This window comes from Gordonia sp. DT101, assembly GCF_049844895.1.
Taxonomy (GTDB): Bacteria; Actinomycetota; Actinomycetes; order Mycobacteriales; family Mycobacteriaceae; genus Gordonia.
Window position 1 is genome coordinate 687,326 of record NZ_JBNCLX010000002.1, and the last position, 14,338, is coordinate 701,663.

Below are 14,338 nucleotides of genomic sequence, written 5' to 3' on the forward strand. Positions count from 1 at the left end.
GGCCCGATTCAGAACTCCCCGTTGGTCAGGAAGGTCAGATAACTGGGATGACGCGGATCGAGCACCAGCCGTTGACGACGACCACGCGCCTTGATCAGATCGGGCACCACGGTGAGGTAGCGCGGGAAACTGGCCGCATAGACGTCGACGCGCAGCCGGTGGCCCGGCTCGAGCACGGCGTCGGTGGGGACCAGGTCCACGTCGATGCGGACCCCCTCGTCCGCCGGCACCGGCAGCTTCCGTTTGCGTGACAGGTAGTGATGGGCCGAGATCAGGCTGCCGTCAGAGGCGTATGTCGACTCGGACGGATCGAGGGCCCGGTTCGACGCCGACAGGGCGCCGTTGGTCAGCACGGTCGAGGTCCCGTCCGGCGCGACGTCGTTGACGGTGACCGCCCAGATCGCCTCGTGACCTGTGGTGGCCACGTTGAGCCGCAGGTTCATCGGACCGCTGATGGTCGTCGACTCGCTGACCGGTTCGGTGGTGAACGACAGCCCACCTCGTTCCTGGAAGCGGGCGTCGGCCGTGAACGAGCGTCCGAAGACCATCGCCGCGCCCGCGGTCACCTGCGTCATGTCGCGGGAGACGGCGCCCCGCGCATCCGGGTGGACGGTGAGCGACGACAGGTGTTCGACGGGCATGGTGGCCAACGAGCCGTCGTGGGTGGCGTGATCGGCGGTGCCCGACGGGCGCTCGGTCAGGTGGAGCCGCCGCGGAACCACCCCGGGCCGGGGGAAGCTCGGACCGGAGGTCCACGCGCCGCCCTGTTGGAGCATGGTGACCGGGCCGTAGTACTCGATCCCGTTGCGGTGACCCTTGAGCCAGCGGTCGAACCAGGCACGTTCGAGCACGTCGAGACGGGGTGGCGCGAACTTGCCGCCGTATCCCGAACCGACGTCGACGTGATAGCCGTCGCCCACCACCATCTGCTTGCGGCCGGGTTCCATCTGCAGTCGTTCGTAGACGCCGGTCGCGCTGCGCCCGAAGAGGTCGTGCCAGGCGCCGACGGTGAAGGTGGGGGCGGCGATCCGGTCGACCACGGGATCGCGCTCGTCGAAATACGGGTCGTCGAAGATGCGGTCGTCGCGGGCGGTGAGGAATCCCCAGAGCAGCGACGTGATCTCGGTGGCGGGCGACTTCAATCGGTCCCGCAGCCAGCGCGCGGTGTCACCGCGGAAGACGTCACGGACCGGGCTCGACGGATTCGGCAGCCATTTCAGCAGATTCACCACCGACAGCCAGGTCGGGATGAACGCCGACGGCATGCCGCCGGTGATGTAGATGTCGCGGACGATGTCGTCGCAGCCCTCGACCGCGAACACGGCCTTGACCGCGGGCAGGCGCTTGTCCGCAGCCTGCAGCGAGTTGATCGCCGAGTACGACCAGCCGGCCAGCCCGACGGCACCGTTGCACCACTCCTGCTCCGCGGCCCAGTCGATGATCTCCACCGAGTCCTGTTGCTCGCGGGCACCGAGGATCTGCCACTTGCCCTGGCTCGCGCCGGTTCCCCGGACATCGACGATGATCTGCACATAACCGCTGCGGACGAGGTTCCGATTGATCCCGAAGACGTCGAACACGCCGCCGGACAGGGTCTTGGTGAGCGTGGTCAGGCCTTCGAGTCCCGTTCCCGTCCCGTCCATCGACGCCGACGCGATGTGCAGGGCCTTGCCGAGGCCGGGTGCGTGCAGCGCGTGGTCGAGCGCGTCGATCGCGACGCGGTTGTACGGGTTGATGTTGAGGATCGCGGGGTAGGGGGTCAAGACGGTCTGGCCGAACCGGTTGGCCGGGCGGACCACGGTCGCGCGCAGCCGCACACCGTCGCTCATGGTGAGGACGACGTCCCGGTCGATCGCCACCCGCGGATACAACTGCTTGCCGTCGACCTGCTCACGCCAGCGGATGCCGTCGGAGCCGCCGGTGGGGTCGCCGAGCGGGAGCGAGCCGAAATGCGGTGCGCTGCCAGTGCCGACCGGTCGTGCGGCGGTGCGTCCGCGGCGTGGTTGCGCGGGTTGGTCCAACTGGTACGTCATGGTGCATCACCCTGCCCAGGCTCGGTGCCCGCTCAGGTCATGCACGTGGGCATCGTCGCCAAACTCGATTCCCCGACACCATTCGTGTCGGCCACCAGGTGACGGACGTTACACATGTGGCGTTCCTCACCTCGCCGGACGAGGGTATCTCAGCCCCGATATCGGATTGCTAACTAGGTAGCCTCGTTTTGGACATGCTCCGGTAACCGCAGGTCGATGGCGGCCGCCGCCTCGAGCACCATCCAGGCCGAGAGCTGGACCGAGAGGTCGCGCTCTGGGAGCTGCGACGAATTGACCGCACCCTCGATGAACTGGGCGTTCGTGCCCTCGCTCGCCGGTTGGCTCGCCGGTTTCCGCCAATCGGCGCCGAACACCGGGCCGCTCTCGGTGTCCGCGCGGTGGAGCCAGGCGGCCTCGGCGCTCGTGGTCACGATCTGCGCTGCTCGTCGGCGTAGGTCGTCTGCCCCCTGAATGATCGGCGGCAGGTCGGTGGCGATCAGCGCCAGGTAGCGCGCCAGGATGCCCGCGAACAGGCCGCCGTCTCCGCCGCCGGCTCCCGGGATCACGCCGTCGGGGCACATCCGTGTCTGCACGGCGCGGAGGAGTCGGTCGAGGCGTTCGGCATGCACCTCGCGCCGGGTGCGCCGGAGCAGTTCGAGCTCGGCTCCGAGCACCACGCCCTGGCAGTAGGTGTAGATCGCGGTCACCCGTTCCATCTCGCCGGGCCGGGTGGCGGGTTTGATGCCGTCGATGATCAGGTGCGATTCGTCGTCGACGAGATGTGCGTCCATCCAGTCCGTCATCGCCGCCGCCCGCTCCACGTGGCCGGTCCGCGCCAGCAGGACGGCCGCGGGGCCGTTTGCCGGTGCGTTGAAGAAGAGGTCCATCGTGCGCCACGGGATGCCGCCACCGAGGTGCGGGACCCAGGCGTCGACCATGCGGCCGGAGAGAGTGCGGACGGCCCGGTCGTGACTCAGCCCGAGGTGACGGTCCGCACGCTCGATGGCGAGGCCGAGCCAGGCCATGTCGTCGAAGTAGTTGTTCGTCCATTTGCCCAGGTTGCGCAGGCGGATACCGCGCAACAGCAGGCTCACCACATCGGCGGTATCGTCGCCCGGGCGGTGGACGGCCGCGTCGACCAGCAGGTCCACCAGGTGGGCATGCCACCAGTAGTGCCACATGCCGAAGCGCCCCGCGACCGCCCCGCTCGGCCACGCAACCGTGGCGAGCCGGGTGCCGGGTGTCCACAACATCCGCCTCAGATGGCGGTCGGTGACCGCCGCGGCGGCCGCTGCGGCGCGGTCGTTCGGCGACGTCGCCGCAGGTCCATCGGCCGCTGATTTGGTTGCATCCGCCACGGTCGGGTAACCTTTCCGCTTGGTGTGGCACACAACCGTGTGCCGTATCGGTTCAACCAGAGACCGTCGGTCGTCGGGAGAGATCCCGACCGAAGGTCCGACTCACGTCATCGACGATGACGAGGTCGGCGGCCCACGCAGGGAGAACGAGGATTGACAGAGCGCTCCGGCGCCTGTTCACGCCCCGGACCTTCTGCGTGCCGGGGCGTTTTTGCATGGATGGCAGTCGTTCTCGACGTCACCTCGCCCCTCTCGGCTCAGGTTGGGCCCGACCCAACTCTAGTGATGAGAGAGGAGGCGAAGTATGGCCAAGTCCGAAAAGGTCGCCGCAGTCGCGGAGATCGCTGAGCAGTTCAAGGGATCCACGGCGACGGTCGTCACGGAATACCGTGGCCTGTCCGTCAAGCAGATCTCCGAGCTGCGTCGTTCCCTCGGTGAGGGTGCAACCTACTCCGTCGCCAAGAACACCCTGGTGAAGCGTGCCGCCGCCGAGGCGGGCGTGGAAGGGCTCGACGAGCTGTTCACCGGTCCGACCGCGATCGCCTTCATCGAAGGCGAGCCGGTCATGGCCGCAAAGGCGATCAAGACGTTCGCCAAGGACAACAAGTCTCTGGTCATCAAGGGCGGCACCATGGACGGCCGCGCGCTGTCCGTGGCGGAGATCGAACAGATCGCCGACCTGGAGACCCGTGAGGTTCTGTTGGCCAAGCTCGCCGGTGCCATGAAGGGCAACTTGGCAAAGGCTGCCGGTCTGTTCAACCAGCCGGCTTCGCAGGTGGCGCGCCTCGCCGCGGCCCTGCAGGAGAAGAAGAACGAAGCCGGCGAGTAATTCTCGCCGCAACACACCAATCCTTGGGCGGGCGATTCCGTGCCGGGATGAACCAAGCCCCGTCTGGGGACTGACAGGAAGGACGCCACCATGGCGAAGCTCACCGCTGACGAGCTCATCGATCAGTTCAAGGAACTGACCCTGCTGGAGCTCAGCGATTTCGTGAAGAAGTTCGAAGAGGTCTTCGAGGTCACCGCGGCCGCTCCGGTCGCCGTTGCCGCTGCCGGCGCTCCGGCTGCCGGTGGCGCCGAGGCCGCTGCCGAGCAGGACGAGTTCGACGTCGTGCTCGAGGGTGCGGGCGACAAGAAGATCCAGGTCATCAAGGTGGTCCGTGAGATCGTCTCGGGCCTGGGCCTGAAGGAAGCCAAGGACCTCGTCGAGGGTGCTCCGAAGCCGATCCTGGAGAAGGTCGACAAGGAAGCCGCCGAGGCTGCCAAGGCCAAGCTCGAAGAGGCCGGCGCTTCGGTGTCCGTCAAGTAAGACGGTCTCCGACCGAGCTCGCAGGCCCTTCCTCTGGGATCGGCAAGCACGCTGACAATGGCCCGTGGGTGAGATACCCCACGGGCCATTGTTGTGCCTGGACTGTGATGGTCGGCGCACTTTGCGAACAGCGTGGCATGGGCTACGCTCATTCGGCAGGGAAGTTACCGGTGGGTAAGGAATCGCCGAGCGCCTATGTCTCGATGGGGGATCGACGGGCGCAGGCGGGTGTGGGGATCAGCGGGCGTCCGCTACAGTGACCCCAACCACAATGCCACCGGATCGTGAGTGGTCGCCCTGACCGCCGCAGGGGGCAGCGAATGTCTGGGAGGATGCAGTGGGTGTAGAGGTCAGTGTTGAGGGGCTCACCAAGTCATTCGGATCGCAGAACATCTGGCGTGACGTGTCGTTGACGTTGCCGACCGGTGAGGTGTCTGCGTTGTTGGGTCCGTCGGGTACCGGTAAGTCGGTGTTCCTGAAGACGTTGATCGGCTTGTTGCATCCCGAGCAGGGGTCGGTGATCATCGACGGCACCGATATCACCCAGTGTTCGGCCAAGGAGCTCTACGAGATCCGCAAGTTGTTCGGGGTGTTGTTCCAGGACGGTGCCCTGTTCGGGTCGATGAGCCTGTTCGACAATGTGGCGTTCCCGCTTCGTGAGCACACGAAGAAGAAGGAAGACGAAGTCCGCGACATCGTGATGGAGAAGATCGACCTGGTCGGTCTGACCGGTGCCGAGGACAAGCTGCCCGGCGAGATCTCCGGTGGTATGCGTAAGCGTGCCGGCCTGGCTCGTGCTCTGGTCCTGGATCCGCAGATCATCCTGTGTGATGAGCCGGACTCGGGTCTGGATCCGGTGCGTACGGCTTATATCTCGCAGTTGTTGATCGACATCAACGCCCAGATCGACGCGACGATCATGATCGTGACGCACAACATCAACATCGCCCGCACGATTCCGGACAACATCGGCATGTTGTTCCGTAAGGAGCTGGTGATGTTCGGTCCGCGTGAGCAGTTGCTGACCTCGGAGCAGCCGGTGGTCAAGCAGTTCCTCTCCGGGGATCGGTTCGGTCCGATCGGGATGTCGGAGGAGAAGGACGAGGGCGTGCAGAAGGCCGAGGAGGCCATGCAGGCCGCCGGTATCGGTGGCGGTGGTACCAAGGACGATTTCTCCGAGATCATCCCGCAGGTGCAGCCCAATCCGGGCATGCCCGAACGCAAGGCCGTCGCCCGCCACCGTCAGCGCGTACACGAGATGCTGCACACGATGCCGCCGAATGCCCAGGAAGCCATCCGCCGCAGCATGGACGAAGAAGACCGGATGCGCTCCGAGGCCGACGCACATGCCGCCGACCAGGACACCGAGAACGTGCCGGTCGGAGCGGCTCACGCGGCGGGCGAGTGGACACCGGCGCATGCTGCCGGCGGCGATTACGCCGGAAGTGACGCACCAACCCAGAGCTGGGCGACACCTCCGGCCGGCCAGGGCGCCAACGACAACACCGTCACCCAGCCAATCGAAACCGGCCAGTTCCAGCAGCCCAACGACGGTCGGAGTTCGTAAGGATGACCAGTGCCACCACGCGTGGCGTTGATCGGATAGCTCAGGCCGGAACGGGCGCGCTCGCCCAGACCGGCAACATCGTGCAGCTTTTCGTCGACGTCGCGCGTCAATCCTTCGTGCGTCCGTTCCAGTGGCGTGAGTTCATCCAGCAGGCCTGGTTCATCGCGAGTGTGACGATCCTGCCGACGGCTCTGATCGCGATCCCGTTCGGCGCGATCGTCTCGCTGCAGACCGGTTCGCTGATCAAGCAGCTCGGCGCCGAGTCGTACACGGGTGCGGCGAGCGTGCTCGTGGTGATCCAGCAGGGATCACCGCTGGTGACGTCGCTGTTGATCGCCGGCGCCGCAGGCTCCGCGGTGGCCGCAGACCTCGGGTCCCGCACCATTCGCGAGGAGATCGACGCGATGGAGGTGCTCGGCATCAATCCGATCCAGCGCCTGGTGGTTCCGCGCGTCATCGCGATGGTGCTGGTGGCGATGCTGCTCAACGGATTGGTCGCGGTCGTCGGTATCGGTGGTGGCTACTTCTTCAACGTCGTCGTCCAGGGCGGCACCCCCGGCGCCTACCTCGCCTCCTTCGGTGCCCTGGCGCAACTCCCGGACCTCTATGTGTCCACGCTCAAGGCCGCCATCTTCGGTGTGCTCGCAGGTGTCATCGCCGCGTACAAGGGACTCAACCCGAAGGGCGGGCCCAAGGGTGTCGGTGACGCGGTCAACCAGAGCGTGGTCATCACCTTCCTCTTGTTGTTCCTCGCCAACCTGATCATCACTGCGGTCTACCTGCAGATCGTTCCGCCGAAGGGAAGCTAGCGATGGCCGGTGGTGTGACGATCTCCAAGTCGCGGCCCGAGTACTACCTGTACGAGGCCCGTAAGCAACTGCGCAAGCCGCTCAAGTTGCTCGACGGCGCAGGCGAGCAGATGTCGTTCTATGGGCGCACTCTCGCGTGGATCCCCAAGACGCTGGTCCACTACACCCGTGAGGTGCTGCGGCTGCTGGCCGAGGTCGCCTTCGGGTCCGGCGGGCTCGCGGTCATCGGCGGCACGATCGGCGTGATGGTGCTGATGTCGGGCTTCACCGGCGTCGTCGTCGGGCTGCAGGGGTATGCGGCGCTCGACCAGATCGGTTCGCAGGCGCTGACCGGCTTCCTCTCGGCATATGTGAACACCCGTGAGGTCGCGCCGCTGGTGGCCGGCCTCGCGCTCTCGGCCACGGTCGGATGCGGATTCACCGCGCAGCTGGGTGCCATGCGCATCTCCGAGGAGATCGACGCGCTCGAATCGATGGCGGTGCCGTCGATCCCGTTCCTGGTCTCCACGCGCGTGATCGCCGGCTTCGTCGCGGTCATCCCGCTCTACGTGCTCGGTCTGCTCTCCGCGTATCTCGCGTCTCGGGTCATCACCACTGTCTTCAACGGGCAGTCGGGCGGTTCGTATGACCACTACTTCAATCTGTTCCTGCCACCCGGCGACGTGTTGTGGTCGTTCGGCAAGGTGCTGGTCTTCGCCTTCGTGATCATCCTCGTGCACTGCTATTACGGCTATTACGCGTCCGGCGGCCCAGCGGGCGTCGGCGTGGCGGTCGGACACGCCGTGCGTGCTGCGCTCGTGCTGATCGCGGTGCTGGACTTCTTCCTGGGGCTCGCGATCTGGGGCACCACGACGACTGTGCGAGTGGGAGGCTGACCGATGTCGACGTTACGTCGCCGGCTGCTCGGGCTGGTGTTCTTTGTCGTGGTTGCGCTGTTCTTCGTCGTCACGGTCACGAAGTTCAACGACGGGTTCACGACGTTCACCGACGTGACCCTGAAAACCGACTCCACCGGTAACGCACTGCCGACCAACGCCGACGTGAAGGCGCGCGGCGTCGTCGTCGGCGAGGTCCGCGACGTGGAACCCGCCGCCGACGGCAGCGTCGCGGTCACGCTGGGACTGACCCCCGACATGGCGTCGCAGCTGCCGCAGAACACCACCGCGCGCATCCTCCCGAAGACCTTGTTCGGTGAACGGTATGTGGCGCTGCAGGTCCCGACCGACGACACATCGGGCGCGACTCTCGCCAACGGCGACACCATCTACACCGACCAGAGCGGCAACGCACGTGAGGTCCAGGACCTCTTCGACAAGCTGCTGCCGGTGCTCAAGGCGATCCCGCCGCAGGACCTGAACGTCACGCTGACCTCCCTGTCGCAGGCGCTGGCCGGACGGGGCCACCAGCTCGGCGTCACGTTCGACGAGCTCAACAAGATCTTCACGCGCGTCAACGACAACATGCCCGAACTCCAGGGCACGCTGCGTGGGCTCGCCAGCTTCTCCAAGACCTATTCCGACGCGCTGCCGGACGTCATCGACGCTCTCGACAACTTCCGGACCACGAGCAAGACCATCGTCGAGCGTCAGGGCGACCTACGCACCCTCATCTCGACCGTGGGTGTGGCGGCGACCGATACGACGAAGTTCCTGCAGCAGAACCGGGCCGACCTGATCGACCTCGCAGTGGATTCGGAACCGTTCCTGGTGGGCCTGGCCAAGCAGTCGCCGACGTTCGTGTGCACCGCCCACAACTTCGCGACGCTGATCCCCGAGTCGCGCAAGATCGTGGGCCAGGGCACCGCGAATCCGGGTGTGCGGGTGAACCTCCAGTTCGTCAACCCGCGCGGTCGTTACCTGCCGAACCAGGACGAGCCGCGACTGCTCGACACCGATCCGCCGGCCGTCTGCTACGACCCGCCGACAAACGGACGCCCGTTCCCGCAGTACCCGGGAGGCGGTCTCGCCGACGGCTCGTACCAGCCACCGTCGCGTAACCCGGGACCGCGCACGATGCCGGAGCTGCCGCAACCGCAGTTCTCCGCCACCCCGGCGGGAAATATCCGGTCGAACCCGTTCGACGATCCCGACTACGTGAAGCAACTGAAGGTCATCTACGGCGGCGCCAACGGCACCGACCCTGAGAAGGTTCCGACCTGGGTCACCACGATCGGCGGCGTATCGCTACAGGGAGCGCAGGTCACCATCCGATGAAATCCATCACCGGACCACTGATCAAACTCATCGTCTTCGCGGTGGTGACCGTGGTCGCCACCAGCCTGCTGGCGTTGACGATCGCCAACGCAGGCGGCGACGGCAACAACGACTTCAAGGCCGTGTTCTCCGACGCCGCGCTGCTCAACAAGGGCGACGACGTTCGCATCGCGGGCGTTCGCGTCGGGCAGGTGACCGACGTCAAGGTGCATGACCGCAATCAGGCGCTGGTCTCGTTCAACGTCAACCGTGATCAGCTGCCCGAGGGCACGCAGGTCTACATCCGCTACCGAAATCTGACCGGTCTGCGGTATCTGGCGCTGGAGAAGGGTGCTGGTGATCCCGACCAGACCGTCAAAACCGGACACACGTTCGGCACTGATCCGACGCACCAGGACACCCACCCCGCGGTGAACCTCACCGAACTCTTCAACGGTTTCAAGCCGCTGTTCCGGGAGCTGTCCGCCGACGATGTGAACAAGCTGTCGGAGGAGATCATCAAGGTCTTCCAGGGGGAGAGCGGTACGATCTCGCAGCTGATCAGCAGCACTGCCGATCTGACCAACGCGATCGCCGACAAGGACAAGGTGATCGGTCAGCTGATCACCAACCTGAGCACCGTGCTGGATACGGTCAATCGCAACGACAAGCAGTTCACGGCATTGCTGGACAACACCGAGAAGCTCGTCACCGGCCTTGCCGCGCAGCGCGGTTCGGTTGGCTCGGCGATCAGCTCGGTGTCCAACCTGACCTCGGTGACCGCGTCGATCCTGCAGCCGACCCGACCTGCCATCCAGGGGGACATCGCCGGACTGAAGTCGCTGTCGGATCAGATCAACTCCCGCGACGAGGATGTGAAACAGATCCTGACGAACCTGCCGGTCAAGTTGCAGAAGATCGGCCGGGCGGCGACCTTCGGTTCCTGGTTCCAGTTCTACCTCTGCGGTATCGATGTCGTCGCGGGCAACGGCAAGTCCACGATGCTGACACAGCCGGTGGTCCCGCTGCCCGACATCAACCATGTGCTGTACACCAGTGCGGCCACCCGTTGCTGGAAAGACGAAAGGCCGGGGGGCTGATCTGTGGCTGACGAACAGAACCGGCATGCTCAGCCCGAGGGCGACGACGCCCGGACCGAGCAGTTCTCGAGTGACGAGGTGCGTCACGCGGCGGCGCAGGCCGACGCCGCGGACGGCAAGGCCGGCTCGGATGACGGTGGCGCACCGCCGCCGCAGAGCTCCCGTCGTCGATTCGCTGGGCGTCGAAGCCCGGTGAGCATCGGTGCCATCGGCATCCTGGTGCTGCTGATGGTGGCGATCTCGGCGTTCTACCTCAATCAGCTCCCGCTGGTCGGTGCCGGCGCGCGCTACACAGCGAAGTTCACCGAGGCGGCCGGACTCAAGTCCGGTGCCGAGGTGCGCGTGGCGGGCGTCAAGGTCGGGGAGGTCGACGGCGTGACGCTCGACGGTGACCGCGTGAACGTGAAGTTCCGGGTGACCAACACCTGGATCGGGAACCAGACGCAGGCGTCGATCCAGATCAAGACGATTCTCGGCCAGAAGTACCTGGCCCTGAACCCGCGCGGCAGCGATCCCGCCGATCCCGACGTCCCGCTGACCGACACGGTCTCGCCCTACGACGTCATCGAGGCGTTCTCCGATGCGGCCGATCAGATCGACGACCTGAACACCGACCAGCTCGCGCACTCGATGGAGACGCTGTCGGAGGCCTTCTCCGGTACGGCGGGCGACATCGGTCCGTCACTGGACGGTTTGTCGCGGTTGTCGCAGACAATCGCCAGCCGCGATCAGGAGGTCCAGCATCTCCTCGAGGCGACGAAGGACACGTCGAAGATCCTGGCCGACCGGAATCAGGAGTTCGTCCGGCTCATCGCCGGTGCCGGTCAGCTGCTCGACGAGCTGAACAACCGGCAGAAGGCCATCTCGACGCTGCTGTCCACCACCACGACCCTGTCGGATTCGCTGTCGGGGATCGTGCGCGACAACCAGGCGCAGATCGGTCCCGCACTTGACTCGCTCCAGGATGTCAACAAGCTGTTGATCTCCCAGAACGACAATCTGCGCAAGACCATCACCTACATGGCGCCGTTCTATCGGCTCTACGCCAACGTCTTGGGTAACGGACGCTGGTTCGAGTCCGTGGTGACCAACCTGCTGCCGCCTGCTCTGCCGCAGCAGAACACCACGCGTCCGCCCAACAAGCAGAAGCTCCAGAACAACGGCGGAACGGAGGCCGGCTGATGACCACAGCTCCCGACCTCAGCGGCACCTCCGGCCCCGGCCGGTGGTTCACCCCGCGTCACATCGTGATGCTGGTGATCGGCCTGATCCTTGCGTTGATCGCGGCAGGCGTCCTGTGGTGGGCGTTCTCGCTCATGGGCACCACCAAGATCACCGCCACCTTCGCCCGGAGCGTCGGCATCTACTCGGGTTCTGATGTCCGCGTGCTGGGTGTGCCGGTCGGCAAGGTCGACAAGGTGACCCCTCAGGGCAAGACCGTCAAGGTGACCATGACGGTCGACCGCGGGATCGACCTGCCCGCCGACGTCCGCGCCGTCCAGATCATCCCGTCGGTCGTCGCGGACCGCTATGTGCAGCTCACGCCGGCCTATACGGGCGGCGAGAAGGCTCCTCATGACATCACCCTCTCCGAGGACCAGACGATGGTCCCGGTGGAGGTCGACCAGATCTACTCGAGCGTGCAGAAGCTGTCCGAGGCGCTCGGGCCCGAGGGGGCGAACAAGAACGGCGCGGTCAGCGACGTGATCGCCACCGGCGCGGACAATCTGAAGGGCAATGGCGCCAAGCTGGGCGACGCCATCGAACAGCTCTCCAAGGCGTCGACCACACTGAGCAACTCCCGCGGCAACATCGTCGACACGGTCAAGAACCTGAACGTGTTCGTGGGTGCGTTGCGCGAGAACGACTCCCAGGTCCGTCAGTTCAACACGCAGATGGCGTCGTTCAACAAGTTCCTGGCGGGGGAGCGGACCCAGCTCTCCACGTCGCTGAACAAGCTGTCCGTCGCGCTCGGTGACGTCGCGACGTTCGTCGAGGACAACCGCGACCAACTCGGGCAGACCGTCAAGGATCTGCAACCGACCACCAAGGCGCTGCTCGACACCAAGGATCACCTGAAGGAGGTCCTGACGGTCCTGCCGGTGACCATCAACAACCTGATCAACGCCTACGACGCGGAGTCGGGAACCCTGGCCATGCACCTGGACATCCCGGAACTGCAAGATCTGATCGGCGCCCAGTGCCGCTTGCTGGACCTCGGCAAGGTGCTGCCCGGCAACCCGCAGGCGAAGCAGTTCAGCACCACGCTGAGTCCGCTGATCAGCCAGTGTGAGAACCTCGGCCAGCAGATCACCAAGGGTGTCCTCGATCCGCTGCTGCCCGTGCTGCCCTTCGGCATCATGAGCAACAACAAGCTGCAGCGCTATCCGGCGCCGGGCACCAATCCGGGCAACCCGGATCCGAATCTGGAGACCGGCCCCGGTTCGACGCCGAAGACTCCGTCGAACGCGCCGACCACGACGCGACCGTCTGCACGTTCCGGGACAGGTGGGCATTGATGATGCGAGAACTTCTGTCGCGTAAGTCGATTCGCGCCGTGCTCGCCGCGGCCATGGTTTCCGCAGTCCTCGCGGTGTCCGGGTGCGGCAACGGGATCCAGTCGATCCCGCTGCCCGGCGGGGTGGACACCGGCGACAACGCACGGACCTATCAGATCCAGTTCGCCGACATCCTGGACCTCGTCCCGCAGTCGATGGTCAAGAAGGACGGTGTCCCGGTCGGACGCGTGGAGTCGGTCGAGGTACCGGACAACGAGTGGTACGCCCAGGTCAAGATCAAGGTGAAGAACGACGTCGACCTGTCGGCCAAGTCGATCGCGGCGGTGCAGCAGACGTCGCTGCTCGGCGAGAAGTTCGTCGCGCTCAGCGAGCCGAAGGACAGCGAGTCGTTGCCGCGACAGAATCCGGCGCAGCCGATCCCGCTGGATCGCACCCGCACGGCCACCGACATCGAGCAGGTTCTCGGCGCGCTGTCGATGTTGCTCAACGGTGGCGGCATCAACCAGCTCGAACCCATCGTGACGGAACTGAACAAGGCGTTGGCCGGATCCACGAGCCAGCCGTGTGATGTCGCCCCGAAGGGACAGAGCTGCCCGGTGTTCCGGAGTCTGCTGGAACAGAGCCAGACCCTGATCACCGGTCTCAACCGCCAGCGCGACGACATCGTCAACGCCATCGACGGCCTCGCACGGCTGTCGACGCGGGCGTCGAATCAGAAGACGCAGATCGACCGGATCCTCAAGGAGCTGCCTGCCGGTGTCGCGGTGCTGGAAGAGCAGCGTCCTCAACTGGTGGACCTGCTCACCAAACTCGACGACCTGGGCAAGGTCGGGACCGACGTCCTCGGCAAGTCGCGGACTGCGCTGATCACCGATCTCAAGGCGTTGCGCCCGGTGCTGACCCAGCTGTCCAAGGCGGCCCCGGAACTCATCACGGCTGCGCCGCTGATGCTGACCGTCCCGTTCCCGGACTGGCTGTTGCCGGGCGTGAAGGGCGACGCGACCAACCTGTTCATGACGCTGGATCTGCGGACGCTGAACCAGCTCGAGGCATTGGGCGTCGGTCAGGGCAACCCGAAGTACTCGCCGCCGGCACGCGTGAAGGTGCCGGTCAACCCGGGTAACCCGTATATCGATGGCAACGGCCCGCGCTATGGCTGGCCGACCATCACATTGCTCCCGCCGGCGGCGAACTCACGGCCGGGGCCGAACACCCCGCCGTCGGGTGGCACCTATCCGATGAACCCCGCATCCGGCTCCGCCAAGGCGCCGGCATCGGCGAAGACGCAGAAGAAGCGTGACGACGATCAGCAGTACACCCTGATGCCGCCGGCACAGCCGGGACAGCGGTTCATCGACGGTCCGCTCAGCATGATCGGAGCCCAGGGATGAACCACACCGCACGTATCGCCGGAACCGGGCTCCCGATCATCTCGGTGTCACGGATCGGAG

Annotated in this window: 12 protein-coding genes; 10 read left to right on the top strand and 2 right to left on the bottom strand. The window is 65.7% G+C overall.

Features of this window, described 5'->3' with window-relative positions; genetic code table 11:
* Positions 1 to 8: 8 nt before the first annotated feature.
* Both ACLQ3I_RS09795 and ACLQ3I_RS09800 read right to left on the bottom strand, forming a co-directional pair.
* Positions 9 to 2,033, bottom strand: coding sequence for a CocE/NonD family hydrolase (locus tag ACLQ3I_RS09795; protein WP_425792703.1), 2,025 nt, complete (start codon positions 2,031 to 2,033; stop codon positions 9 to 11).
* A 173-nt stretch (positions 2,034 to 2,206) separates the two neighbouring features.
* A complete protein-coding gene (locus tag ACLQ3I_RS09800; RefSeq protein WP_425801563.1) occupies positions 2,207 to 3,391 on the bottom strand; it encodes a glycoside hydrolase family 76 protein in 1,185 nt (394 codons plus the stop codon).
* A 304-nt stretch (positions 3,392 to 3,695) separates the two neighbouring features.
* Here ACLQ3I_RS09800 and rplJ point away from each other — a divergent pair, with 304 nt between their 5' ends.
* The 10 genes from rplJ to ACLQ3I_RS09850 all read left to right on the top strand — a co-directional run bounded on the left by rplJ (position 3,696) and on the right by ACLQ3I_RS09850 (position 14,278).
* Positions 3,696 to 4,220 (top strand): 50S ribosomal protein L10, encoded by a 525-nt coding sequence (gene rplJ / locus ACLQ3I_RS09805; RefSeq protein WP_425792705.1) that lies wholly within the window; start codon positions 3,696 to 3,698, stop codon positions 4,218 to 4,220.
* A 90-nt stretch (positions 4,221 to 4,310) separates the two neighbouring features.
* Positions 4,311 to 4,700, top strand: a complete 390-nt coding sequence (gene rplL, locus ACLQ3I_RS09810; RefSeq protein ID WP_425792706.1) for a 50S ribosomal protein L7/L12 — start codon at positions 4,311 to 4,313, stop codon at positions 4,698 to 4,700.
* A 337-nt stretch (positions 4,701 to 5,037) separates the two neighbouring features.
* Complete coding sequence (locus ACLQ3I_RS09815; protein WP_425801567.1) at positions 5,038 to 6,267, top strand: ABC transporter ATP-binding protein; 1,230 nt, start codon at positions 5,038 to 5,040, stop codon at positions 6,265 to 6,267.
* A gap of 2 nt (positions 6,268 to 6,269) precedes the next feature.
* On the top strand, positions 6,270 to 7,076 hold the full coding sequence (locus ACLQ3I_RS09820) for an MlaE family ABC transporter permease (protein ID WP_425792708.1): 807 nt from the start codon (positions 6,270 to 6,272) through the stop codon (positions 7,074 to 7,076).
* A 2-nt stretch (positions 7,077 to 7,078) separates the two neighbouring features.
* Entirely contained in the window at positions 7,079 to 7,951 is an 873-nt protein-coding gene (locus ACLQ3I_RS09825) for an MlaE family ABC transporter permease (protein ID WP_425792709.1), read from the top strand.
* Positions 7,952 to 7,954: 3 nt separating this feature from the next.
* A complete protein-coding gene (locus tag ACLQ3I_RS09830; protein ID WP_425792710.1) occupies positions 7,955 to 9,289 on the top strand; it encodes an MCE family protein in 1,335 nt (444 codons plus the stop codon).
* Entirely contained in the window at positions 9,286 to 10,368 is a 1,083-nt protein-coding gene (locus ACLQ3I_RS09835) for an MCE family protein (protein WP_425792711.1), read from the top strand. The genes ACLQ3I_RS09830 and ACLQ3I_RS09835 overlap by 4 nt, the downstream gene beginning before the upstream one ends.
* A 78-nt stretch (positions 10,369 to 10,446) precedes the next feature.
* Positions 10,447 to 11,550, top strand: a complete 1,104-nt coding sequence (locus ACLQ3I_RS09840) for an MCE family protein (RefSeq protein ID WP_425792847.1) — start codon at positions 10,447 to 10,449, stop codon at positions 11,548 to 11,550.
* The gene (locus ACLQ3I_RS09845) at positions 11,550 to 12,887 is read left to right on the top strand and encodes an MCE family protein (RefSeq protein WP_425792712.1); all 1,338 of its coding nucleotides are present in this window, start codon (positions 11,550 to 11,552) and stop codon (positions 12,885 to 12,887) included. The genes ACLQ3I_RS09840 and ACLQ3I_RS09845 overlap by 1 nt, the downstream gene beginning before the upstream one ends.
* A gap of 2 nt (positions 12,888 to 12,889) precedes the next feature.
* Complete coding sequence (locus ACLQ3I_RS09850) at positions 12,890 to 14,278, top strand: MCE family protein (RefSeq protein WP_425801952.1); 1,389 nt, start codon at positions 12,890 to 12,892, stop codon at positions 14,276 to 14,278.
* Positions 14,279 to 14,338 lie beyond the last annotated feature (60 nt).